Genomic DNA, 22,504 nt, shown 5'->3' with positions numbered 1-22,504 from the left:
GAGGGGCCCATGACCGCTTCCGCCAAAAAGCTCTACAAGGGCGTCTTCCCGGTCGCGCCGACCATCTTCGACGCCGACGGCCGCCTCGACCTCGAGGGCCAGAAGCGCGCGATCGACTTCATGATCGATGCCGGCTCGCACGGCATCTGCATCCTCGCCAATTTCTCCGAGCAGTTCGTGCTGACCGATGACGAACGCGATCTCGTCATGACGACAGTGCTGGAGCATGTCGCCGGGCGCGTGCCGATCATCGTCACGACGACGCATTTCTCGACCTTCGTCTGCGCCGAGCGTTCGCGCCGGGCGCAGGACAAGGGCGCCGCGATGGTCATGGTGATGCCGCCCTATCACGGTGCCACCTTCCGCGTGCCCGACAGCTCGATCACCGAGTTCTATCGCGGCGTGTCGGATGCGATCTCGATTCCGATCATGGTGCAGGACGCGCCGGTGGCAGGCACGCCGCTGTCGGTGCCGCTGCTCGCGCGCATGGCCAAGGAGATCGAGAACCTCGCTTATTTCAAGATCGAGGTGCCGCGCGCCGCCGACAAGCTGCGCGCGCTGATCGAGGCGGGCGGCGCTGACATCCAGGGCCCGTGGGACGGCGAGGAGGCGATCACTTTGATGGCCGATCTCGACGCCGGCGCCACCGGCGCGATGACCGGCGGCGGCTATCCCGACGGCATCCGCAAGATCATCGATCCCTATTTCGCAGGCGATCGCGACGCCGCGGCCGCGGCCTATGAGCGCTGGCTGCCGCTGATCAACTACGAGAACCGGCAGTGCGGCCTTGCGACCTGCAAGATCCTGATGAAGGAGGGCGGCGTGATCAAGCACGACACGCTGCGCGCGCCGCAGCCGCCGATCCATCCGGCGACGCAAAGGGGCCTGATCGAGATCGCGCGCCGGCTCGATCCGCTCGTGCTGCGCTGGGGACGCTGAGCCATGAGCGAGCTTCGTGTCGCCATCGTCGGCTTTGGCAAGATTGCCAAAGACCAGCACGTGCCGGCGATCGCCGCCACCGACGGCGTGACCCTGACCGCGGTGGCGAGCCGCAACGCTTCTCTGCCGGGCCTGCCGCATTTCGGCTCGATCGAGGAGCTGCTGCGCGATGGGCCGGAGATCGATGCGGTGTCGCTGTGCACGCCGCCGCAGGTGCGCCGCGCCCAGGCGCTGGTCGCGCTCGAGGCCGGCAAGCACGTCATGCTGGAAAAGCCGCCGGGCGCCGCCGTGAGCGAGCTCGATCCGCTGGTCTCGCTGGCGGCGAAGAAGCAGCGCACGCTGTTCGCCACCTGGCATTCTCGCTACGCGCCGGCCGTCGAGCCTGCGCGCGCGTGGCTGTCGCAGCGCGAGATCCGCAGCGTCCGCATCGACTGGAAGGAGGACGTCCGCGTCTGGCATCCCGGTCAGGCCTGGATCTGGCAGCCGGGCGGGCTCGGCGTGTTCGATCCGGGCATCAACGCACTGTCGATCCTGACGCGCATCCTGCCCGAGCCGGTGTTCGTCACCGAGGCCGAGTTGTCGTTCCCGTCGAACTGCCAGGCGCCAATCGCAGCCAATCTCTCGATGTCCACAGCCAGCGATTTGCCGATCGCGGCCGAGTTCGACTTCCGTCAGACCGGGCCGCAGAGCTGGGACATCCGCATCGAGACCGATGCCGGGCAGCTGAAGCTGTCGCTCGGCGGCGCGCGCATGACAGCGGATGATCAAGTGATGATCGACGAGAAGGAGCGGGAATATCCCGGGCTCTATCGCCGCTTCGTCGAGCTGACCAAGACTGGCGCCAGCGACGTCGATCTGGCGCCGCTCCGACTGGTGGCCGATTCCTTCCTGCTCGGCCGCCGCAACATCGTCGAGCCGTTCGAGGACTAAGCCATGGCCGAGACCCGGATCACCAGGGATGTGTTTGGCAGCCTGCCTGATGGCCGCGAGGTCGAGCGCGTCACCTTGCGTGGCGCCGGCGGCTTCGAGGCGCGGATCATCACCTTCGGCGCCGCGCTGCAGGCGCTGCTGGTGCCGGACGCGAACGGCGCCGTCGACGATGTCGTGCTCGGCCATGACGACCTCTTGAGCTACGTCAAGCTCCGCAAGTTCTTCGGCGCCACGGTCGGACGCTACGCCAACCGCATCGCCGGCGCGCGCTTCACGCTGGATGGCGACGACGTGCGCCTGGAGGCCAATGACGGCGCGCATGCGCTGCATGGCGGCCCGGATGGTTTCGACCGCAAGCTCTGGCAGATCGTCGCCATCGAGGACGGCGAGCAGCCCTCGGTGACGCTGCTCTATGTCAGCCCGGACGGCGAGGCGAACTATCCGGGACGGCTCGACGTCCGCGTCACCTATCAGCTCACTGGGCCGATGGAATTGTCGGTGACCTTCGCGGCGCGGACCACCCGCACCACGATCGTCAACCTGACCAACCACAGCTTCTTCAATCTTGATGGCCTCGCGGCCGGCACCGGCATTCTCGATCATCGACTGACCTTGGCGGCCGACCACTATCTCGCGATCGACGAGACGGCGATTCCGCTGCCGGGACCGCCGCACGACGTTGCCGGCACGCCGTTCGATTTCCGCGACGCGCAGGCGATCGGCGCGCGCATCCGCGCCGACGATGCGCAGATCAAATGCGGCCGCGGCTACGACCACAATTTCTGCCTGCGCGCGGGTGACGGCGTGCGCTTCGCGGCCCGGCTGGAATCGCCGCGCTCGGGCCGCGTCATGGAGCTGCTGACCGATCAGCCCGGCCTCCAGGTCTATTCCGGCAACTACATCGACGCGACCGTGAGCGGCAAGGGCAGGGTGTTCCGGCAGTCCGATGCGCTCTGCCTGGAGCCGCAGGTCTGGCCGGACACGCCGAACCGCCAGGATTTCCCGAGCGCCAAGCTCTCGCCTGATGACGTCTACAAGCATCAGACCATCTATCGCTTCTCGACCACGGGAGCGTCCGCATGATGATGGAGCAGGTGCCGACCACCATCCTTTGCGCTGAGCACTGCCATCTCGGCGAGGGACCGACCTACGATCCCGCGACCGACACGGCCTGGTGGTTCGACATCCGCGAAGGCCTGCTGTTCGAAGCCAAGATCGGCGACGGCGAGGTTCGCCGTCATGTCCTGGGGAAGATGGCAAGCGCGCTCGGCCGGATCGATGCGAAGCGGCAACTGATCGTGGCCGAGGACGGGCTCTATATCCGAACCATCGCCGACGGCGCGCTGTCGCTGTATCTCCCGCTCGAGGCCGACAATCCGGCGACGCGGTCGAACGACTCGCGCGTGCATCCCTCGGGCACGTTCTGGATCGGCACCATGGGCCGTAAGGCCGAGCGCGGGCTCGGCGCGATCTATGCGCTGCATCGCGGCGAGATCGTCCGTCTCTTTCCGAACGTCACCATCCCGAACGCAATCTGCTTCACCGCTGATGGCGCGACCGGCTACTTCGCCGACACGGACGAGAATGTGCTCTACCGGGTCGCGCTCGATCCGCAGACCGGCCTGCCGCGCGGCGAGCCGGAGGTACTGCTGCGTCATACCGGGATCGGCGGTCTCGACGGCGCGGTGGTCGATGCCGAGGGGCGGATCTGGAACGCGCGCTGGGGCGGCGGTTGTGTCGATGTCTACAGCCCGCAGGGCGAGCATCTGCGCAGCGTCGCGGTTCCCGCCAGCCAGGCCAGTTGTCCCGCCTTCGTTGGCCCCGATCTGTCGCGCCTGCTGGTCACATCGGCCTGGCAGGACATGGACGCGGCGGCCAAGGCGGCCGACCCCGGCCACGGCCAGACCTTTCTTCTCGATGTCGGCGCAAGGGGACGCGCCGAGCCCGACGTCGTGCTGTCGATCTGAGAGGAGGAACAATCAAGTCGAGCGTCGTTCAGCCTAACAGCTAACTGGTATCAAGATACGCAATCGCGTAGTCTCGTTGAAAATCGAAAATCCAAGAGTTCGAAAAGTTCAAGAGTTCGAAAATCCAAGAGGGAGTGAAGCATGCTGAATTTCAAGACCATCATGGCCGCCGCTTTGGCCGGCCTCGGCGCCCTGGCGCTGTCCAGCGCCGCCATGGCGCAGAGCAAGGGCACCGTCGGCATCGCGATGCCGACCAAGTCCTCGGCGCGCTGGATCGACGACGGCAACAACATCGTCAAGGTGCTGAAGGATCGCGGCTACGCCACCGACCTGCAATATGCCGAGGACGACATTCCGAACCAGCTCTCGCAGATCGAGAACATGGTGACCAAGGGCGCCAAGGTGCTGGTCATCGCGGCGATCGACGGCACCACGCTGTCGGACGTGCTGAAGCAGGCCAAGGCCAAGGGCATCACCGTGATCGCCTATGACCGCCTGATCCGCGACACGCCGAACCTCGACTATTACGCGACCTTCGACAACTTCCAGGTCGGCGTGCTGCAGGCGCAGTCGATCGTCGACAAGCTCGGGCTGAAGGACGGCAAGGGTCCGTTCAACATCGAGCTGTTCGGCGGTTCGCCGGACGACAACAACGCCTACTTCTTCTACAACGGCGCGATGTCGGTGCTGCAGCCCTATCTCGACTCCGGCAAGCTCGTGATCGGCTCCGGCCAGAAGGGCATGGACAAGGTCGCGACCCTGCGCTGGGACGGCGCCACCGCCCAGGCCCGCATGGACAATCTGCTGAGCGCCTTCTACGGCAAGAAGCGCGTCGACGCGGTGCTGTCGCCCTATGACGGCCTCTCGATCGGCATCATCTCCTCGCTGAAGGGCGTGGGCTATGGCAGCGCCGATCAGCCGATGCCGGTGATCTCCGGCCAGGACGCCGAGGTGCCGTCGATCAAGGCGATGCTGCGCGGCGACCAGTACTCGACCATCTTCAAGGACACCCGCGACCTCGCCAAGGTGACCGCCGACATGGTCGACGCCTCGCTGGCCGGCAAGGAAGTCCCGGTCAACGACACCAAGACCTACAACAATGGTGTCAAGGTCGTACCGTCCTACCTGCTCAAGCCGGTCGTGGTCGACAAGAGCAACTGGGAGAAGGTCCTGGTCGAGAGCGGCTACTACAAGAAGTCGCAGTTCGAGTGATCTCGGTCTAACAGACAAGCAGCCCTCTCCCCGGTCTTCCGGGGGGAGGGACATCTTATTGGAGCTCGCGCGGCGGGGGCGAGTGGCGCTAGTACTGAGTGGCGTCAGAACAGAGACATGACACGATGACCGCAATCCTGGAAATGCGCAACGTCAGCAAGAGCTTCGGCAACGTGCAGGCCCTGCGCGACGTGAGCTTTGCCGTCGAGCCCGGCGAAATCCACGCGCTGGTCGGCGAGAATGGCGCCGGCAAGTCGACCCTGATGAAGGTGCTGAGCGGCGTCTATCCGCACGGCCGCTACGAGGGCCAGATCATCTTCGAGGGCGAGGAACGCAAGTTCCGCGACATCAATGATTCCGAGGCGCTCGGCATCATCATCATCCACCAGGAGCTTGCGCTGATCCCGCTGATGTCGATCGCGGAGAACATCTTCCTGTCGCACGCGCCGTCGCGCTTCGGCGTCATCGATCGCGACGAGGTCTATCGCCGGACGCAGCAATTGCTCGCGCAGGTCGGCCTGAAGGAATCCCCGGACACCCTGATCACCGATCTCGGCGTCGGCAAGCAGCAGCTGGTCGAGATCGCCAAGGCGCTGTCCAAGCGAGTCAAGCTTCTCATCCTGGACGAGCCGACCGCCAGCCTGAACGAGGCCGACAGCGCCGCGCTGCTCGATCGTCTCGTCGCCTTCCGCGAGCAGGGCATCTCCTCGATCCTGATCACCCACAAGCTCAACGAGGTCTCCCGCGTCGCCGACCGCATCACTGTGCTGCGCGACGGCCGCAGCGTCGACGGCATCGACTGCCGCGCCGAGCCGGTGCTCGAGGACCGCATCATCAAGAGCATGGTCAACCGCGACATGGCGCATCGCTTCCCGGAGCGCCAGCCGAAGATCGGCGAGCCGGTGTTCACGGTCGAGAACTGGACCGTGTTCCATCCGCAGCACTCGGACCGCCGCGTCATCAAGAACGTCGACTTCCAGGTGCGCCGCGGCGAGATCGTCGGCATCGCCGGGCTGATGGGAGCCGGCCGCACCGAGTTCGCGATGAGCCTGTTCGGCCGCTCCTGGGGCGTGAACATCTCGGGCCGCGCCCGGCTCGAGGGCAAGGATGTCAACCTCACCAGCGTGCCCGCCGCGATCGATGCCGGCCTCGCTTATGTCACCGAGGACCGCAAGCAGCTCGGCCTGATCCTGGCCGACGACGTCCGCAAGAATATCACGCTCGCCAGCCTCTCCCAAGTCGCGCCGAAGGGCGTGATCGACGACATCGCCGAGCTCAAGGCGGCCTCCGGCTACCGCGGCCGCATGCGCATCCGCTGCTCGGACGTCTATCAGGAGGCGGGCCAGCTCTCCGGCGGCAACCAGCAGAAGGTCGTGCTGTCGAAATGGCTGATGACCGATCCCAAGGTGTTGATCCTGGACGAACCGACCCGCGGCATCGACGTCGGCGCCAAATATGAGATCTACTGTATCATCCAGGAGCTTGCGGACGCCGGCCGGGGTGTGGTGGTGATCTCGTCGGAAATGCCGGAGCTGCTCGGAATCTGTGACCGGATCTGCGTCATGAACGACGGCGCTTTCGTCGGCGAGTTCGCAGGCCCGGACGCGACGCAGGAAAAGATCATGCGCGCCATCATGCGCAACGAAGCCCTTAAGAACCAGGAGACGGCCGCCTAAGCGGCCGGGAGGACACCAGCCATGACCGACAAGACGGTTTCACTCCCGGAAGAGAAGCCCCACGCCGGCTTCCTGAAGAACAATCTGCGCAGCTACGGCATGCTGATGTCGCTGTTCGTCATCATGCTGTTCTTCCAGATCATGACCGACGGCACCCTGCTGCAGCCGCTCAATCTCACCAATCTGGTGCTGCAGAACAGCTACATCGTCATCATGGCGCTGGGCATGCTGCTGGTGATCGTCACCGGGCATATCGATCTTTCGGTCGGCTCGGTCGCCGGCTTCGTCGGCGCCGTCGCAGCCGTGCTGATGGTGCGCTACCACATCGATTTCCCGCTCGCGATCATCGCCTGCCTGATCGTCGGCGCGGCGATCGGTGCGGCGCAGGGCTATTGGGTGGCGTATTTCGGCATCCCGTCCTTCATCGTGACGCTCGCCGGCATGCTGGTGTTCAAGGGCCTGGCGTTGGCGCTGCTGCAGGGCCAGTCGGTCGGTCCGTTCCCCGCGACCTTTCAGAAGCTGTCGTCCGGTTTCATTCCGGAGCTGATCTCCGGCGCCGGCAATCTCAACCCGACGTCGCTCGCGATCGGCGCGGTGCTGACGCTCATCCTGGTCTATGCCAGCGTCAAGGGCCGGGCGCGTGAGGTCGAGCACGGCATCGACGTCGAGCCGTTCGGCGTATTCGCCGCCAAGAACGTCGTGCTTGCCGGCGTACTGATGTACTTCACTTACCTGATCGCTTCGCATCGGGGCCTGCCCAACGTGCTGGTGATCATGGTCGCCTTGATCGCGCTGTACGGCTTCATGACCCGCCGCACCGTGGTCGGCCGGCAGATCTACGCGGTCGGCGGCAATGCCAAGGCCGCTAAGCTGTCCGGCATCAAGACCGAGCGGCTGGTGTTCCTGACCTTCGTCAACATGGGCGTACTGGCGGCGCTGGCCGGCCTCATCTTCGCCGCCCGTCTCAACACCGCAACCCCGAAGGCCGGTCTCGGCTTCGAGCTCGACGTCATCGCGGCCTGCTTCATCGGCGGCGCCTCGGCCTATGGCGGCGTCGGCCGCGTCGGCGGCGCGGTCATCGGCGCCATGATCATGGGCGTGATGAACAACGGCATGTCGATCCTCGGCATCGGCATCGACTATCAGCAGGTCATCAAGGGCTTGGTGCTGCTCGGCGCCGTCTGCATCGACGTCTACAACCAGCGCCGATAACGACCCACGCACCGCGCCGACGCTTCGGTTTCGGCGATCACCAGAGACGTAAAAAGGCCAGCGTCACCGACGCTGGCCTTTTGCACATCAGCGTGCATCCGTCGCCGGCCCGTAAGATCCCGGTCATTGCTGCGCCGGACCCGTAATCGTCCGGACCGCCCGTTCAGCAATCGACACGGATTCCATTAACACCCGCGTTGCTAACGCTTGGCGGAACGGCCGGGGCGATCACGCATGTCTCACTCTTCACCCATTTCAACGCAGCGCCGACGGCTGCTGCGCACGTTCGAAAGCATTTGTGCCGTCGCGAGGGCGGCGCGTGTTCCACCTCACTTCTGGAAAGCGAAACACGCCAGGGTAGATGAGCCGTACTAATACGGCTCTCATATTTAACAATCCAACAATCGCTTTCCGCGAAGTTTGAACGAGTTGACGCGCAAGGGCTGTGTCTGTCGGGTGAACTCAAAGATCGTTTTTTAGTCCGTGGCGCGTTGGCGCCGCGGCCGGAGCTCAAAAGCTCCATGGAATTTCGAGCATGACGGACGCGAACTCGACAGCCCCTGGCTTGACCAACCACGTAGCCGACGGCGCCTACGTGCTGCCGCAGATGCTGGATCTCACGCAAGCCTCCCAGTTGCGCGACGAGATGGTCCGGCTCGCGAGCGCTGGCGATATCGTGCTCGACGCGAGCGGCGTCGAGCGGATGTCCACGCCCTGCGTGCAGATCCTGCTCGCCGCCGCACGCGGTGCGGGCGCGGCCCACAAATCTTTCAAGATCACGCAGGCATCCGAGCTGTTCCGAACGGCGGTGACCGAGCTGGGACTTGGCGACGAATTAGATCATTGGATGGAGTGACATGACCAAGCGAATTCTCGCAGTCGACGACTCGAAGACCATGCGCGACATGGTCTCCTTCACGTTGAAGAAGGCTGGCTTCGACGTGGCGGAAGCCGAGGACGGCAAGGCGGCGCTCAATGTTCTGGGCGGCGGCAAGTTCGATCTGATCATCACCGACCTGAACATGCCGAACATGGACGGCATCACGCTGATCAAGAATGTGAGGGCCGGCAGCCAGCATCGTGCGGTGCCGATCCTGATCCTGACGACCGAGAGCGATGGCGCCAAGAAGGCCGACGGCAAGGCGGCGGGCGCGACGGGATGGCTGGTGAAGCCGTTCAATCCCGAGCAACTGATCGCGACGGTCAACCGCGTATGTCCGTAACGTCAGACCAAGAAGCGTATCCCGTCGCGCAGTTCCGCAAGACCTATTTCGAGGAATGTGCGGAGCTGCTGGACGCGCTGCAGTCCAATCTCGAACTGCTGTCCTCCGGGCAGGAGGACGACGAGACGCTGCATGCGATCTTCCGCTCGGTACACTCGATCAAGGGCGGCGCGGGCGCGTTCGGCTGTACCGACCTGGTCGCGTTCTCGCACACGTTCGAAAGCCTGCTCGACGCCCTGCGCGACCACAAGATCGCCGCGTCCCAGGAGATCCGGCAGCTGTTGCTGCGCGCCAGCGATGCGCTGGCGGACATCGTGACGGCAGCGCGGCTGGAGCAGCAGCTGCCGCCGAACTTCGCCAGCGACATCAGCGTGGCCATGCAGGACGCGCTCCAGGGCGCCGGGCAGGCCTCTGGTGCAGCTCCGGCCCATGTCGCCGTCGAGACGAAGTCGCTCGGCGAACAGAAATATCGCATCAAGTTCCGGCCGCACACGGAGATGCTGAAGAAGGCCAACGAGCCGCTGCTGCTGATCCGTCAGCTGCGCAAGCTCGGCACGCTGACGACCGTGGTTGACGGCTCAAGCCTTCCGGCGCTGGGTCAGCTCGATCCCGAGGCGGCCTACTTCAATTGGACGTTCACCTTGGAGACGGCCGTCCCGCGCGGCGCCATCCAGGATGTCTTCGAATTCGTCGAGGATGATTGCGATCTCGAGATCGAGCAGCTCGAATCGGCCGCAAGCGTGGTCGAGACGGTGGCCGGTGAGCCCGGCGGAGCACCGGCTCCCGCCGTTTCGGCCGTCAGCGTCGCGCAATCGATCCGCGTCGACGTCGACAAGGTCGACCGCCTGGTCAATCTCGTCGGCGAGCTCGTGATCAGCCAGGCGATGCTGACGGAGCAGGGCCTTTCGCTGCCGGCCGACAAGTATCCGCAGCTCATCCAGGGTATCGAAGCACTCGCCCAGAGCGCGCGCGAGTTGCAGGAAAGCGTGATGGCGATCCGCGCGCAGCCGGTGAAGTCGGTGTTCGCGCGCATGCCGCGGATCGTGCGCGAGCTCGCCGCCACGCTCGGCAAGGAGGTGCGCATCATCACCTCCGGCGAGATGACCGAGATCGACAAGACGGTCATCGAGCAGCTCAACGATCCGCTGACCCACATGATCCGCAACGCGCTCGATCACGGCATCGAGCCGCCGGCCGAGCGGCTCGCCGCGGGCAAGTCCCGGCAGGGAACGATCCATTTGTCCGCCGCGCAGCGCAGCGGCCGCATCGTCATCGAGGTGTCGGATGACGGCCGCGGCATCAACCGCGAGAAGATCCTGGCCAAGGCCAGGGCGCGCGATCTCGTGCCGGCCGGCGCCAATCTGAGCGACGACGAGATCGACAATCTGATCTTTCTGCCGGCATTCTCGACCGCCGACGTGATCTCGAACATCTCTGGCCGCGGCGTCGGCATGGACGTGGTCAAGCGCAACGTGCAGGCGCTCGGCGGCCGCATCTCGGTGCGCTCGCGCTTCGGGCAGGGCTCCTCATTCATCTTGTCGCTCCCGCTCACGCTCGCGGTGGTCGACGGCATGGTGGTTTCGGTCGGGCGCGAGACGTTCATCATTCCGCTGGTGGCGATCGTCGAGAACCTGCGGCCGCTGGCCGCCGACATCCATCCCGTGGTCGGCCGCGGGCACGTCCTCGCCTTGCGAGGGGAATATCTGCCGCTGGTCTATCTGCATCGCGTGTTCTCGATCGGCGATGCCATCGGCGATCCCTGCCGCGGCATCGTGATCATCGTGCAGAGCGAAAGCGCCGGCCGCGTCGGCATCGTCGTCGACGAGCTGCTCGGACAGCAGCAGGTCGTCGTCAAGAGCCTGGAGGCCAACTACGAGCCGGTCGAGGGCATCAGCGGCGCCACCATTCTCGGCAACGGCCGCGTTGCGCTGATCCTCGACGTCGCCCGGCTGCACGAGATCGACGTCCGCGGCATGCCGGGACGGCTGCCCGCGCCGGAGCCATTGACAGCTGAACTCGCAAAGGACCTCACCCATGCAGCCTGACAACAAGCCGGCCGTCGGTTTCGGCCTGGACGCGGCCGTCGGCGAGAACGTGCAGCAATTCATCACCTTCACGCTTGGCGCGGAGGAGTACGGCATCGACATCATGGTGGTCCGCGAGATCAAGGGCTGGACCGAAACGACCATGATCCCAAACGCGCCGCCACATGTGCGCGGCGTGATCAATCTGCGCGGCATCATCGTGCCGATCTTTGATCTGCGCGCGCGGTTCGGCACCGGCGTGACCGTGCCGACCAGCATGCACGTGGTCATCATCGTTGCGGCGGGAACGCGCACCGTCGGCCTCCTGGTCGATACCGTCTCCGACATCATCTCGGTCGATCCCAAGGAGATCCGCGACGTGCCCGAGATGGGCATGCCGGTCGAGGATCAGTTCCTGGAGGGGTTGGTCGCGATTCAGGAGCGGATGGTGACGTTGGTGTCGCTGTCCGGCCTGTTCGGAATGTCGGCAGAGTCAGTCAAGCGTAAGGCCGCTCCGGCCGATGCGGCGGCCGCCGCCTGAACCCATCACAGGACATTTTTGCGAGATCGTCATGAGCGACACTTACGAGGACAACATCATGCAGGACTTCACAGCCGACGGCGCTCCGGGCGAAGACAGCGCAAAGCCGAAGGCGCGCTCGCGCTCGCGCAGCAGCCGGCCGCAGCCCGCCGCCAAGCCGTCCGCTCCCAGGCAACCCGCTGCCCCGCGTGACGACCTGATGACCATGGTCGCCGAACGCGTCACCAGCGCCGTGATGCTGGTCGACAACGACCTCAAGATCACCTACCTCAACCACGCCTCGAAGCAGCTGTTCAACCAGCATCTCGCGGAGTTCCGCAAGGTCTGGCCAAGCTTCGATCCGAACGGGATGCTCGGAACCTGCATCGACATCTTCCATCGCAACCCGGCGCACCAGCGGACGATGCTGGCCAACCCAGCCAATCTGCCATTCAAGACCGACATCTCGGTCGGCCCGCTCAAGATCTCGCTGAGCGTCAATGCGATGCGGGGCGCCCAGGGCAGCCACGGCTTCATGCTCGAATGGGCCGATGTGACCGACATCCGCAGCCAGGCCTCGCAGCTTGCCGCGATCGATCGCTCGCAGGCGATGATCATGTTCGCGCTGGACGGAACGATCCTGGACGCCAACGACAACTTCCTCACGTCGATGGGGTACTCGCTGGCCGAGATCAAGGGCCATCATCACTCGATGTTCGTCGAGCCGGCCCACCGTCAGAGCGCGGAATACCGCCTGTTCTGGGACAAGCTTGGCCGCGGTGAATATGAGGCCGGCCAGTTCAAGCGGCTCGGCAAGGGCGGACGCGAGATCTGGATCCAGGCGAGCTACAACCCGATTCTCGATCAATCCGGCAAGCCGTTCAAGGTGGTCAAATACGCCGCCGACATCACCGATCAGGTGAGGGCGTCGGAATCGCTGCAGGCCGCGGTGCGGCAGACGCAGGCCGTCGTCGATGCGGCCAAGAACAACGATCTGCGTGAGCGCATCCCGATGGAGGGCAAGAGCGGCGAGATCGCCCAGCTCTGCGAAGGCGTGAACGGGCTGCTCGACGCGATGTCCGCCGTGCTCGCCGAAGTGTCCGAGAGCTCCCACACGCTGTCAAGTGCTGCACGCGAGATCGCCAACGGCAACACCGATCTGTCACAGCGGACCGAAGAGCAGGCGGCCAGCCTCGAAGAGACCGCGGCCAGCATGGAGCAGCTCACCTCGACCGTTCGGCAGAACGCCGAGAATGCCCAGCAGGCGAACAAGCTGGCGTCCTCGGCGTCGGACGTCGCGATCAAGGGGGGCACCGTGGTCGCCGAGGTCGTACAGACCATGGAAGGCATCACGCATGCGAGCCGCAAGATCGCCGACATCATCGGCGTCATCGACGAGATCGCATTCCAGACCAACATCCTTGCGCTGAATGCGGCGGTCGAGGCCGCGCGTGCCGGCGACCAGGGCCGCGGCTTCGCCGTGGTCGCGGCCGAGGTGCGCAACCTCGCCCAGCGCAGCGCCAATGCGGCCAAGGAGATCAAGGGACTGATCTCCGACTCGGTGTCCAAGGTGGAGTCCGGTTCGCGCCTGGTCGACACCGCCGGCAAGACGATGGAGGACATCGTGCAGTCGGTGAAGCGCGTCACCGACATCATGGCCGAGATCTCGGCGGCGTCGCAGGAGCAGCGCGGTGGCATCGAGCAGGTCAACAACGCCGTGACCCAGATGGACAAGGTCACGCAGCAGAACGCCGCGCTGGTCGAGGAAGCCGCCGCCGCCGCCAAGTCGATGGAAGAGCAGACCGAGACGATGGCCGAGATGGTCAATCGCTTCGCGATGCTGCCCGAATTCGATCGCGGGCGGCCCTACGCGGCCAAGACCGGCAATCCGGTGGTCGACCGCTCGCTCGGCGCCGGGAAGGACAAGCTCGCAACGATGCGCAGCGCGACCGCCAAACCGGCGCCGGTGCGAGCGCCGTCCCCCCCGCCTCGCAGTTCTGACGGCGAGACCGCGCGCCGGCGTGTGGTCGGGGCGGGCGATGTGGACTGGAAGGAATTCTGAGCCGTAGAGACGCCCCCGCTTGCGCGGGGGCGTCTCCCCGAAGGCCAGGGAGATCATGGTGCAGGAACAGTACGCGCTCGAGGACAAGGACTTTCGCAAGCTGTCGAAGCTTGTGATGGACACGGCCGGCATCGTGCTGAGCGAGCGCAAGCGTGCCTTCATCCATGGTCGGCTCGGGCGGCGGCTGCGCGCGCTCGGCATGTCCAATTTCTCGCAATATTGCCGTCTGCTCGAGAGCACGAAGGGCGACGAAGAGCTGCGCAATTTCATCAACGCGGTCACCACCAACCACACCAACTTCTTTCGCGAGGCCCACCATTTCGACTATCTGTCGCAGGTGATCCTTCCCGCCCTGGTCACCAGCAATGCGCAGACCGAGCGCGTGCGTATCTGGTCGGCCGGCTGCTCGACGGGTGAGGAGCCCTACAGCATCGCGATGACGGTCGCGGCCGGCCCGCGGGTCCTGATGGACTGGGACCTGAAGATCCTCGCCACCGATCTCGACACCAACGTGACGGCCCATGCCGCAGAGGGTGTCTATGAGCTGGACCGGACAACGAGCATTCCCGAGACCCACCGCAAGCGCTTCACGCGGATGCGGGACGGCAACGTCGTGATGAACGACGAGCTCTGCGATCTCATCACCTTCGCGCACCTCAATCTGCTCGGCCCCTGGCCGATGTCGGGGCCGTTCGACGTCATCTTCTGCCGCAACGTGGTCATCTACTTCGACAAGCCGACCCAGATGCGGCTGTTCGACCGCTACGCGGATATCCTCAAGCCGGACGGCTGGCTGATCATTGGCCATTCGGAGAACCTGCTCGGCGTCACCGACCGTTTCGAACTGGTCGGCCGAACGATCTACCGGAGGATCCGATGACCGAGACCAGGACAAGACGGCGGACAACGGCGGCGGGGGCGGCGACCGATGAGGTCTCCACCGGCAGCCGGCGCTATCGCGACAGCCGCTTCGACGCGGTCGCCATCAAGGTGTTTCCTGGCGAGCACTATGTCACCGATGCCGATGACGAGATGCTGGTCACCGTGCTCGGCTCCTGCGTGGCGGCCTGCATCCGCGATCCCAAGACCAAGGTCGGCGGCATGAATCACTTCATGCTGCCGGAGAATTTCGGCGCCTGGGGCAATGCGTCCGACAGCATGCGCTACGGCAATGTCGCGATGGAGCGTCTGATCAACGACGTGCTCGCGCGCGGCGGTGCGCGCCGCCGGCTCGAGATCAAGGTGTTCGGCGGCGCCAACGTGCTCAACGGCGTCGCCAAGGTCGGCCACCGCAACGCGGATTTCGTCGAGGAGTATCTCGCGGCGGAAAATCTGCCGATCGCGGCAAGCCATCTGCGTGGCTCATCGCCGCGCCGCGTCCACTACTTCCCCGCGACCGGCCGCGTGATGCTGCTCGAGCTGCCGCGCATCGAGCAGGAGGCGCTGGTCCGCCACGAGACATCCTATAAATCCAAGATCCAGGTCGAGCCTGTCGCCGGATCCGTCGAGCTCTTTTGAGGCAGTAGACATGAGTGCCATTCGCGTTCTGATCGTCGACGACTCAGCCTTCGTGCGCCAGGTTCTGACCGAGATCCTGTCGAGCGATCCCGGAATCGAGGTCGTGGGCGCCGCGCCGAACCCGATCGTCGCGCGCGATATGATCAAGAGCCTCAATCCCGACGTCCTCACGCTCGACATCGAGATGCCGCGCATGGACGGCCTGGCGTTTCTCGACAAGATCATGGCGCTGCGGCCGATGCCCGTGCTGATGATCTCGTCGCTCACCCAGAAGGGTGCCGATACGGCGGTCCGGGCGCTGGAGATGGGCGCGTTCGATTGCGTGGCAAAACCGGTGATCGGGCTGGTCGAAGGCCTGCCGGCGATGCGCGACGAGATCGTCAGCAAGGTGAAGGCGGCTTCGACGGCAAAGATTCGCGCGCGGTCCGGCGAGCAGGTGCGGCCGATCCAGCGGCCGGGGGTCTCGTATAATTCGTCCGAGAAGATCATCGCGATCGGCGCGTCGACCGGCGGGGTGGAGGCGCTGCAGGAACTCGTGATGGCGTTTCCGTCGGACGCGCCGGCCGCGGTCGTCACGCAGCATATGCCGGCGATGTTCACGGCGTCGTTCGCGAGCCGTCTCAATCAGCTCTGCGCGGTCACGGTGAAGCAGGCGGTCAGCGGTGAGCGCGTGCTGCCGGGCCATGTCTACATCGCACCCGGCGGTTTCCACATGGAGCTGGCGCGCAACGGCGCGAACTACGTCTGCCGCGTTCACGACGAGCCGGCCGTCTCGGGCCATCGCCCTTCGGTGGACGTTCTGTTCCGCTCCGTCGCGCATGCGGCCGGCCCCAATGCGATCGGCGTGATCCTGACCGGCATGGGCCGCGACGGCGCGATGGGCCTGCTGGAGATGCGCTCGGCGGGAGCGCCGACCATTGGCCAGGACGAGGCGAGCTGCGTGGTCTACGGCATGCCCAAGGCCGCCAAGGAATGCGGCGCGGTCGAAGCCGAAATGCCGCTCAACAAGATTGCAGAACACGTTCTCAAGCGGTGCGAAACCCTCGCGGCGCGTGGCGTCAGGGTGTAGCGCATGTTTGGTTGGAAGCAGAGCAGCGCAGCCGCGACGAGGCCGCCGGATCCGGAGCCGTCGCAGCCGCTCGCGCCGGATGAGCAATCCAAGCAGGACGATCTGCTGCGCCGCTGGATCGCGTTTGCCGGCATGCAGCAGCGCGTGATCAGGACATTGGTCGGCGAAATCCAGCAGACGTCGGCGATCGTCGAGACCGAGGCGGACAGCCTCAGCGGCCGTTTCCAGCGGCTCGCCGTGTGCGCCGGACAGCAGACCGAGCGCGTCGAAAGCCTGAGCCGGCTTGCGATTGGCATCGAGGTCGATGGCGAGGCGGTCGCGATCGACCGGATCGCCGGCCTGCTCGAGGAGACGTTGAGCGACGTCGTCGAGAAGATCCTGCTGTTGTCCAAGGACGCGATGTCGATGGTCTATGCGCTGAGCGAGCTCAACGCGAACGTCAACCGCGTCGACAGCTGCATGGAGGAGCTCAACAAGATCAACCGCGTAACCAACATGCTCGCGCTCAACGCCCGCATCGAGGCGGAACGGGCCGGTGCGGCCGGTGCGGCCTTCCGTGTGGTCGCCGGCGAGGTGCGCGAATTGTCGGGCGCGACGCAGCGGCTGTCGGTCGACATGGATACCGAGCTCAAGGCCGTCACCGAAGGCATTGCCAACGGCCATGCGACGCTGCAGCGCGTCGCGACCATCGACATGTCGCAGAACCTGATGGCCAAGGACCGTCTCGAATTGCTGATGAACGCGCTGATCCAGCGCAGCAGCAACCTGAACGAGGTCGTCGCCGAAGCGATGAAGGAAGCCGAGACCATCTCCGCCGATGTCGCGGGCATGGTGACCGGGATTCAGTTCCAGGACCGGACGCGGCAGCGGCTCGAGCATGTGGTGGACACGCTGCGTGTGGTCGATGAGGCCCTCGACGAGTTGAAGACGACGACGGAGCAGACGCTCGACGTGCCGGTGGCCGAGCTGTCGACCGACAATGAATGGGTCAAGGCCATGCTGGACCGCTTCACGCTCGGGGAAATGCGCTCGCGCTTCGTTGCGCAGATCCTGGAGGGCAGGCAGCCCGCTGATCCCGGTGAAACCGCGGTCGCGCCGTTGGACACCGGCACCGTCGAATTGTTCTAGGAGGACATCATGCAGATACAGATCGACCGCGCGGGCGGCCAGATTGCGATGAGCGGCGAGTTCACCTTCACCGACCACGTTCCCTTCAAGGAGATGGTCACGGAGCTCTTCGCCGTGCCCGGCAAATCGGTGGTCATCGACCTCTCGAAGCTGGACTTCATCGATTCCGCGGGGCTTGGAATGCTGCTCCTGGCGCGCGACGAAGCGAAGAAGAATCATCGCGAGCTGATCCTGCGCAAGCCGATCGGGCAGGTGAAGCGCATGTTCTCCGTCACCAAGTTCAACGCGCTGTTCACCGTCGAGGAGTGATCCGCGATGTCCGTCTCGGCCGATGTGGAGATCGCCGGAAGCGCGAGTTGGGACGGCATCTCGGAGGAGACGCTGACGGCCGCCTTGGCGCGGCCTGCGACACTTTGCGTCCAGGCCGGCCTGCCTGTGCCCGGAGACGCGGACGTGGTGCTCGACGGCGTCGCCGCAGACCGGCTCGATCTGCTCATCACGACGCGGGCGGCCTACCGCCATTCGGTCGTGAGGATCTTCGTCCAGGCCATTCGATCCCGGATCGAGCTGTCGGAGGATCTGCGGATCAGGGTGTGCAGCGCCGTGCAGGAAGCGCTGATGAATGCGGTGCTTCACGGCAACCTTCAGATCGATGGCCGGATGCGCGGCAGTCTCGACGGCCTCGTCGCCGCGCAGACCGTGATTGAGGACAGGCTGAATTCCCGCGATGTCGGATGCGCGCCGATCCGGCTGACGGCGTCCTGGACCGATGCCGCCCTGCAGGTCACGGTCCGTGACAGCGGCCGTGGCTACGACTACAGCAACGTCCGGCCGGCCGCGGAGGATGGCGCGTCGGGTCGCGGCCTCGAGATACTCCAGGTGTTCTCCGATGCCGTGACGGTGCTCGATCGCGGAACGGCGGTGCGGCTGGAGTTCCTCCGATGAGTCCGGTCATGACGATGGTCGAACCCGCGGCCGACGAGAGAGCCGTGCCGGAGGGACTTGCCAATGCGCGGATCCTGATTGCCGACGACGATCCGCTGTGTCGGCGCCTGGTCGCCGGAGTGCTGCGCGCGCAGAAATTCACCAACATCGAGTTTGCCGAAGGCGGCCTGTCGGCGATGGAGCAGGTGCACAGCTTTCGGCCCGACCTGATGCTGCTGGACATGCAGATGCCGGACATCAGCGGCCTCGACGTCTGCCGCCGGCTCCGCGCCAAGCCTGAATTCGCCGACGTGCCGATCCTGGTCCAGACTGCGACGGTCGACCGCAAGAAGATGGGGGAGCTGTTCTCCGCGGGCGCCTCGGATTTCCTGTCCAAGCCGCTCAATCCGTCGGAGCTGATTGCCCGCGTCGTCGTGCATCTCGAGCGCTGGAATTCGCTGCGCGAGTTGCGCGACTATCGCGAGCGCATCTCGCGGGAGCTCGAAGCCGCCCATCGCATGCAGGTCGAGCTGCTGCCGGATCCGGTGACGCTGCAGTGGGCGGCACGCACCGCGGATCTGCGCATGGCCACCTACAACAGGTCATCCTCGGAACTCGGCGGCGATCTCTGGGGCATTCTGCCGATCAGCAATGGCGCGTTCGGAATCTTTCTCGCCGATTTCACGGGGCATGGCGTCAACGCGGCCCTGAATACGTTCCGGCTGCACGCGCTGATCCACGAATACAAGGCCTTGCACGACGATCCCGGTGCCCTGCTGTCGATGCTGAACGAGCGCCTCGTCCGGCTGTTGCGCACCGGCCAGTTTGCGACCTTCATGTACGTCGTCGTCAACCATCGGGCCAACGTGCTCAAATGTGCTTCCGCCGGGGCACCGCCCGCCATTCTCGTCCAGGGCATCGATGGTCGGGCGCGGCTATGCGACACCAGCGGCTTTCCGCTCGGAGTCGAACGCGGCGTGCAGTATCGCACCTCGCGCCGCAAGTTCTCGCCCGGCTCGCTGCTGCTGCTGTTCAGCGACGGACTGTCCGAGTTTCCCAATGCGAAGGGCGAGCGGATCGGCGATGATGGGCTTGTGAAGGCGCTCAATGCATGCGGGCCCGCGCTCGCGCCGCAGGAGGTGATCGATCGGCTGTGCAGCGCGGCCGGGATTGGCGAAGCCAGCCCGCTGCCCGACGACACCACGATCGTCTGCCTCGACCGGCGCGCGGGGTTGCGTCACAACGCCGAGAGAGCGCCCGACCGCGCGGCAAAGCCGCGGGCAACGACTTCATCTCGCGGAGGCCGCTGACGTGACGGGGGCTTCCGACGTTCCGCTGATCGATCAGGACCAACTGGACCTGCTGCAGGCCGCGCTCGATCCCGATGAGTTGCGGGCCATGCTGTCCCAGCTTCCTGTGGTCGCGGCCGAGACATTCGCCGGCATCCGGACGGCGCTCGCGAAGGGCGATCTGGACCAGGTGCGCAAGGCGGCCCATGTTTTGAAAGGGTCCTCCTCGAGCCTGGGCGCCGCACGGTTGGCCGAGATCGCGCGCGTGATCGAACTCGATCTGGCGACGGCCGAGGAGATCGCGGCGCAGCTGCCGCTGATGAGCGATACGATCGGCGCCACGACCGACGCGTTGAAACGTGCGGCGGAATGCGCATGAGCCAGGTCGTCTCCGACGAGACCCTCACGAGGTCCGGCACCGGCATGGACGGCCGCGTTTCCGCTGTCGCCGAGCCGCGCACGCGATTCTGGACGATGGCGATCTCCGTCGCGACCGCCTCCTTCGTGATCTTGGCCGTGGAGTTGATCGCGGACCTGCAGCCGGACCTGATCGTTTCGCTATTGATGCTCGCTGTCGCCGCGATCATCGTCATGGCCGTGCTGACATCGATGCTGATCCGCAACAGCCGGCATGCGGTTGCGATGGCGGAGGCCCTGGCGCGGCAGAACGAACAATTGGCGCACACGACCCGCCTGTTGAACGAGGCGCAGCGGATCGGCCGTATCGCCCATTGGACGGCAGAACAGGGGGGCGAATCGTCCGTCTGGTCGGAGCAGCTGTTCGACATCACCGGTCTTGAGCCGCAGTCCAGCGTTGCCGTCTCCAAGATGATCGAGATCATCCATCCCGACGACGTCAGCACCTTCATCCGCGCGCGCGAGCGCACGATCGCCACGGGCTGCGCCTTGCAGCAGGATGTTCGTATCGTCCGCCCCGACGGTGAAATCCGCTGGATCCGGATGGTGGCCGAGCCGATCGATGATGTCGACGGCAAGTTCCGCGAGCGCTTCGGCATCGTCCAGGACATCACGGAACGGAAGGCCGCCGAGATCGCGGCCGAGCAGGCGCAGCAATTGTTGCTCGACGCCATCGAGGCGCTCACCAAGGGCTTTGTCCTGTTCGACAATGACGACCGCTTCGTGCTGTCGAACACGCGTTTCCGCGAGATGTTTCCAGGCTGGGCCAGGCTGATGCGGCCCGGCATCTCGTTCACCGACCTGATGCGGCGGGCCCACGACGATGGGCTGATCCGCCCGAAGGGTGCCGGCTTCGAGCAATGGCTGGAGCGCAAGCGCGCCTGGCACCTCGGCGGCAGCCGCCTGATCGAGCATCGCGAGATCAATGGTCGCTGGATCCAGAGCGTCGATCATCGCATCTCCGATGGCGGCACCGTCTGCCTCGTCACCGACATCACCGCCTTCAAGACGGTCCAGGCTGAGCTCGAGCAGAAGCTCGCTTACGTCCAGGCGATCCGCGCCGATCTCGAGGAGCAGAAACGGGAGCTGGAAGCGACCGGTGCGGAGCTGCGCGCCGCGCGCGATGCCGCCGAGGCCGCCAACCGCGCCAAGTCGGATTTCCTCGCGATCATGAGCCACGAGATCCGCACGCCGCTCAGCGGCATGGTGGGCATGGTCGACCTGCTGCGCGGAACGACGCTCACCGACGAGCAGAAGCGCTACACCGCGCTGGCCAAGGAATCCGCCGATCTGCTGCTCGACGTGATCAACGACATCCTCGACTTCTCCAAGCTCGAAGCGGGCCGCCTGCAATCCGAGAGCATCGATTTCGACGTGCGCAATCTGGTCGAGAGCGCGGTCTCCTTCATGGGCGAGAGGGCGAGGAAACGCAGTCTCGATCTCAAGGTGAGCCTCGCACCCGAGCTGCCGCAATTCCTCAAGGGCGATCCGACGCGGATCCGCCAGGTGGTGCTGAACCTCGTCGCCAACGCCATCAAGTTCACCGAGCGGGGTGGAATCGACGTGCGCGCGAGCCATCGCGCGCATGAGGATGGCGCAATCGATCTTAGGATCGAGGTGATCGACACCGGCATCGGCATGTCGCCGGAGATCCAGGCTCAGATCTTCGACCCCTTCGTTCAGGCCGACACCTCCATCACGCGGAAGTATGGCGGCAGCGGGCTCGGCCTGGCGATCTGCAAGCAGCTCTGCACCATCATGGGCGGCAACATCGGCGTCGACAGCCAGCTCGGCCGCGGCAGCCGCTTCTGGTTCGAGGTGAGATGCCGGCAGGGCGAAGCGCCGGTGCTGACGATCGAGCCGATCGAGGCGTCGCCCGATCGGCCGCTCGACATTCTCGTCGCCGAGGACAGCCCGATCATCGCGACGCTGATCTCCAGCCTGCTGGTCAAGCAGGGCTTCAGGCCGACCATTGTCGTCAACGGTGTCCAGGCCATCGCCGCCGTGTTCAAGCGGCGCTTCGACCTGGTGCTCATGGACGTCCAGATGCCGGAGATGGACGGCATGTCGGCGACGCGCGCGATCCGCGAACTGCCGCCGCCCGCGTGCCACACGCCGATCATCGCGCTGACCGCCAACGCGCTGGTCGGCCAGCGCGAGACCTATCTCGCCGCCGGCATGAACGACTACGTCACCAAGCCGATCCAGCCGCCCTTGCTGTTCGAGGCCATCCGCCGCTGGGCGTTGCCGCAACTTCCCGGCGCACCGCCGTTGCAGCCGGGCGCGTGCGAATCCTTGGAGACGACCTTGCCGCCGGCGGCGACATCCCGGGCCTGCGACCCGTCCTGATCCGCCGTCGTTCGCGGCATTCCCGAGCAGCCGAAGCGCACGGTT

Annotated in this window: 21 protein-coding genes; all 21 read left to right on the top strand. The window is 65.4% G+C overall.

Annotated elements, in window-relative coordinates:
* The first annotated feature begins 9 nt into the window (after positions 1 to 9).
* Positions 10 to 939, top strand: coding sequence for a dihydrodipicolinate synthase family protein (locus ACQR1L_RS07125; protein ID WP_434857209.1), 930 nt, complete (start codon positions 10 to 12; stop codon positions 937 to 939).
* Positions 940 to 942: 3 nt separating this feature from the next.
* Positions 943 to 1,869: a Gfo/Idh/MocA family protein gene (locus tag ACQR1L_RS07120; protein WP_434857208.1), complete on the top strand. Its 927-nt coding sequence runs from the start codon at positions 943 to 945 to the stop codon at positions 1,867 to 1,869.
* Between the two features lie 3 nt (positions 1,870 to 1,872).
* A complete protein-coding gene (locus tag ACQR1L_RS07115; protein WP_434857207.1) occupies positions 1,873 to 2,952 on the top strand; it encodes an aldose epimerase family protein in 1,080 nt (359 codons plus the stop codon).
* 2 nt (positions 2,953 to 2,954) lie between these two features.
* Complete coding sequence (locus tag ACQR1L_RS07110) at positions 2,955 to 3,836, top strand: SMP-30/gluconolactonase/LRE family protein (protein WP_434857262.1); 882 nt, start codon at positions 2,955 to 2,957, stop codon at positions 3,834 to 3,836.
* Positions 3,837 to 3,977: 141 nt separating this feature from the next.
* Entirely contained in the window at positions 3,978 to 5,048 is a 1,071-nt protein-coding gene (chvE, locus tag ACQR1L_RS07105) for a multiple monosaccharide ABC transporter substrate-binding protein (RefSeq protein WP_315721474.1), read from the top strand.
* 125 nt (positions 5,049 to 5,173) lie between these two features.
* On the top strand, positions 5,174 to 6,724 hold the full coding sequence (mmsA, locus tag ACQR1L_RS07100; RefSeq protein ID WP_434857206.1) for a multiple monosaccharide ABC transporter ATP-binding protein: 1,551 nt from the start codon (positions 5,174 to 5,176) through the stop codon (positions 6,722 to 6,724).
* Positions 6,725 to 6,745: 21 nt separating this feature from the next.
* Complete coding sequence (gene mmsB, locus ACQR1L_RS07095) at positions 6,746 to 7,936, top strand: multiple monosaccharide ABC transporter permease (protein ID WP_434857205.1); 1,191 nt, start codon at positions 6,746 to 6,748, stop codon at positions 7,934 to 7,936.
* A 535-nt stretch (positions 7,937 to 8,471) separates the two neighbouring features.
* The gene (locus ACQR1L_RS07090; protein ID WP_434857204.1) at positions 8,472 to 8,792 is read left to right on the top strand and encodes an STAS domain-containing protein; all 321 of its coding nucleotides are present in this window, start codon (positions 8,472 to 8,474) and stop codon (positions 8,790 to 8,792) included.
* 1 nt (position 8,793) lies between these two features.
* Positions 8,794 to 9,159, top strand: a complete 366-nt coding sequence (locus ACQR1L_RS07085) for a response regulator (RefSeq protein WP_434857203.1) — start codon at positions 8,794 to 8,796, stop codon at positions 9,157 to 9,159.
* Positions 9,150 to 11,204, top strand: coding sequence for a chemotaxis protein CheA (locus tag ACQR1L_RS07080; RefSeq protein ID WP_434857202.1), 2,055 nt, complete (start codon positions 9,150 to 9,152; stop codon positions 11,202 to 11,204). The genes ACQR1L_RS07085 and ACQR1L_RS07080 overlap by 10 nt, the downstream gene beginning before the upstream one ends.
* Entirely contained in the window at positions 11,194 to 11,724 is a 531-nt protein-coding gene (locus tag ACQR1L_RS07075; protein WP_434857201.1) for a chemotaxis protein CheW, read from the top strand. Before ACQR1L_RS07080 ends, ACQR1L_RS07075 begins: the two co-directional genes overlap by 11 nt.
* 31 nt (positions 11,725 to 11,755) lie before the next feature.
* Positions 11,756 to 13,765: a methyl-accepting chemotaxis protein gene (locus ACQR1L_RS07070; protein ID WP_434857200.1), complete on the top strand. Its 2,010-nt coding sequence runs from the start codon at positions 11,756 to 11,758 to the stop codon at positions 13,763 to 13,765.
* A 55-nt stretch (positions 13,766 to 13,820) separates the two neighbouring features.
* Positions 13,821 to 14,645: a CheR family methyltransferase gene (locus tag ACQR1L_RS07065; RefSeq protein ID WP_434857199.1), complete on the top strand. Its 825-nt coding sequence runs from the start codon at positions 13,821 to 13,823 to the stop codon at positions 14,643 to 14,645.
* Positions 14,642 to 15,283 (top strand): chemoreceptor glutamine deamidase CheD, encoded by a 642-nt coding sequence (gene cheD / locus ACQR1L_RS07060; RefSeq protein ID WP_434857198.1) that lies wholly within the window; start codon positions 14,642 to 14,644, stop codon positions 15,281 to 15,283. The genes ACQR1L_RS07065 and cheD overlap by 4 nt, the downstream gene beginning before the upstream one ends.
* Before the next feature lie 10 nt (positions 15,284 to 15,293).
* On the top strand, positions 15,294 to 16,352 hold the full coding sequence (locus tag ACQR1L_RS07055; protein ID WP_434857197.1) for a protein-glutamate methylesterase/protein-glutamine glutaminase: 1,059 nt from the start codon (positions 15,294 to 15,296) through the stop codon (positions 16,350 to 16,352).
* 3 nt (positions 16,353 to 16,355) lie between these two features.
* Entirely contained in the window at positions 16,356 to 17,480 is a 1,125-nt protein-coding gene (locus tag ACQR1L_RS07050; RefSeq protein ID WP_434857196.1) for a methyl-accepting chemotaxis protein, read from the top strand.
* Positions 17,481 to 17,489: 9 nt separating this feature from the next.
* Positions 17,490 to 17,789: an STAS domain-containing protein gene (locus ACQR1L_RS07045; RefSeq protein ID WP_434857195.1), complete on the top strand. Its 300-nt coding sequence runs from the start codon at positions 17,490 to 17,492 to the stop codon at positions 17,787 to 17,789.
* A gap of 6 nt (positions 17,790 to 17,795) precedes the next feature.
* Positions 17,796 to 18,425, top strand: coding sequence for an ATP-binding protein (locus tag ACQR1L_RS07040; RefSeq protein ID WP_434857194.1), 630 nt, complete (start codon positions 17,796 to 17,798; stop codon positions 18,423 to 18,425).
* 8 nt (positions 18,426 to 18,433) lie between these two features.
* On the top strand, positions 18,434 to 19,714 hold the full coding sequence (locus ACQR1L_RS07035) for a PP2C family protein-serine/threonine phosphatase (RefSeq protein WP_434857193.1): 1,281 nt from the start codon (positions 18,434 to 18,436) through the stop codon (positions 19,712 to 19,714).
* Between the two features lies 1 nt (position 19,715).
* A complete protein-coding gene (locus tag ACQR1L_RS07030) occupies positions 19,716 to 20,072 on the top strand; it encodes an Hpt domain-containing protein (RefSeq protein ID WP_434857192.1) in 357 nt (118 codons plus the stop codon).
* On the top strand, positions 20,069 to 22,459 hold the full coding sequence (locus ACQR1L_RS07025; protein ID WP_434857191.1) for an ATP-binding protein: 2,391 nt from the start codon (positions 20,069 to 20,071) through the stop codon (positions 22,457 to 22,459). Before ACQR1L_RS07030 ends, ACQR1L_RS07025 begins: the two co-directional genes overlap by 4 nt.
* Positions 22,460 to 22,504: the final 45 nt, after the last annotated feature.

Source organism: Bradyrhizobium sp. HKCCYLR20261 (assembly GCF_051168435.1).
Taxonomy (GTDB): domain Bacteria; phylum Pseudomonadota; class Alphaproteobacteria; order Rhizobiales; family Xanthobacteraceae; genus Bradyrhizobium.
The sequence above is the reverse complement of the archived record's forward strand: the minus strand, read 5'-3'. Positions and strand labels throughout refer to the sequence as shown.

Coding starts and splice junctions, on each gene's coding strand:
- ACQR1L_RS07035 (WP_434857193.1), top strand. CDS start 18,434: ATGACGATGGTCGAACCCGCGGCCGACGAGAGAGCCGTGCCGGAGGGA.
- ACQR1L_RS07080 (WP_434857202.1), top strand. CDS start 9,150: ATGTCCGTAACGTCAGACCAAGAAGCGTATCCCGTCGCGCAGTTCCGC.
- ACQR1L_RS07110 (WP_434857262.1), top strand. CDS start 2,955: ATGGAGCAGGTGCCGACCACCATCCTTTGCGCTGAGCACTGCCATCTC.
- ACQR1L_RS07125 (WP_434857209.1), top strand. CDS start 10: ATGACCGCTTCCGCCAAAAAGCTCTACAAGGGCGTCTTCCCGGTCGCG.
- ACQR1L_RS07120 (WP_434857208.1), top strand. CDS start 943: ATGAGCGAGCTTCGTGTCGCCATCGTCGGCTTTGGCAAGATTGCCAAA.
- ACQR1L_RS07115 (WP_434857207.1), top strand. CDS start 1,873: ATGGCCGAGACCCGGATCACCAGGGATGTGTTTGGCAGCCTGCCTGAT.
- chvE (WP_315721474.1), top strand. CDS start 3,978: ATGCTGAATTTCAAGACCATCATGGCCGCCGCTTTGGCCGGCCTCGGC.
- ACQR1L_RS07070 (WP_434857200.1), top strand. CDS start 11,756: ATGAGCGACACTTACGAGGACAACATCATGCAGGACTTCACAGCCGAC.
- ACQR1L_RS07065 (WP_434857199.1), top strand. CDS start 13,821: ATGGTGCAGGAACAGTACGCGCTCGAGGACAAGGACTTTCGCAAGCTG.
- cheD (WP_434857198.1), top strand. CDS start 14,642: ATGACCGAGACCAGGACAAGACGGCGGACAACGGCGGCGGGGGCGGCG.
- ACQR1L_RS07090 (WP_434857204.1), top strand. CDS start 8,472: ATGACGGACGCGAACTCGACAGCCCCTGGCTTGACCAACCACGTAGCC.
- ACQR1L_RS07045 (WP_434857195.1), top strand. CDS start 17,490: ATGCAGATACAGATCGACCGCGCGGGCGGCCAGATTGCGATGAGCGGC.
- ACQR1L_RS07025 (WP_434857191.1), top strand. CDS start 20,069: ATGAGCCAGGTCGTCTCCGACGAGACCCTCACGAGGTCCGGCACCGGC.
- ACQR1L_RS07050 (WP_434857196.1), top strand. CDS start 16,356: ATGTTTGGTTGGAAGCAGAGCAGCGCAGCCGCGACGAGGCCGCCGGAT.
- ACQR1L_RS07075 (WP_434857201.1), top strand. CDS start 11,194: ATGCAGCCTGACAACAAGCCGGCCGTCGGTTTCGGCCTGGACGCGGCC.
- ACQR1L_RS07085 (WP_434857203.1), top strand. CDS start 8,794: ATGACCAAGCGAATTCTCGCAGTCGACGACTCGAAGACCATGCGCGAC.
- mmsB (WP_434857205.1), top strand. CDS start 6,746: ATGACCGACAAGACGGTTTCACTCCCGGAAGAGAAGCCCCACGCCGGC.
- ACQR1L_RS07040 (WP_434857194.1), top strand. CDS start 17,796: ATGTCCGTCTCGGCCGATGTGGAGATCGCCGGAAGCGCGAGTTGGGAC.
- ACQR1L_RS07055 (WP_434857197.1), top strand. CDS start 15,294: ATGAGTGCCATTCGCGTTCTGATCGTCGACGACTCAGCCTTCGTGCGC.
- mmsA (WP_434857206.1), top strand. CDS start 5,174: ATGACCGCAATCCTGGAAATGCGCAACGTCAGCAAGAGCTTCGGCAAC.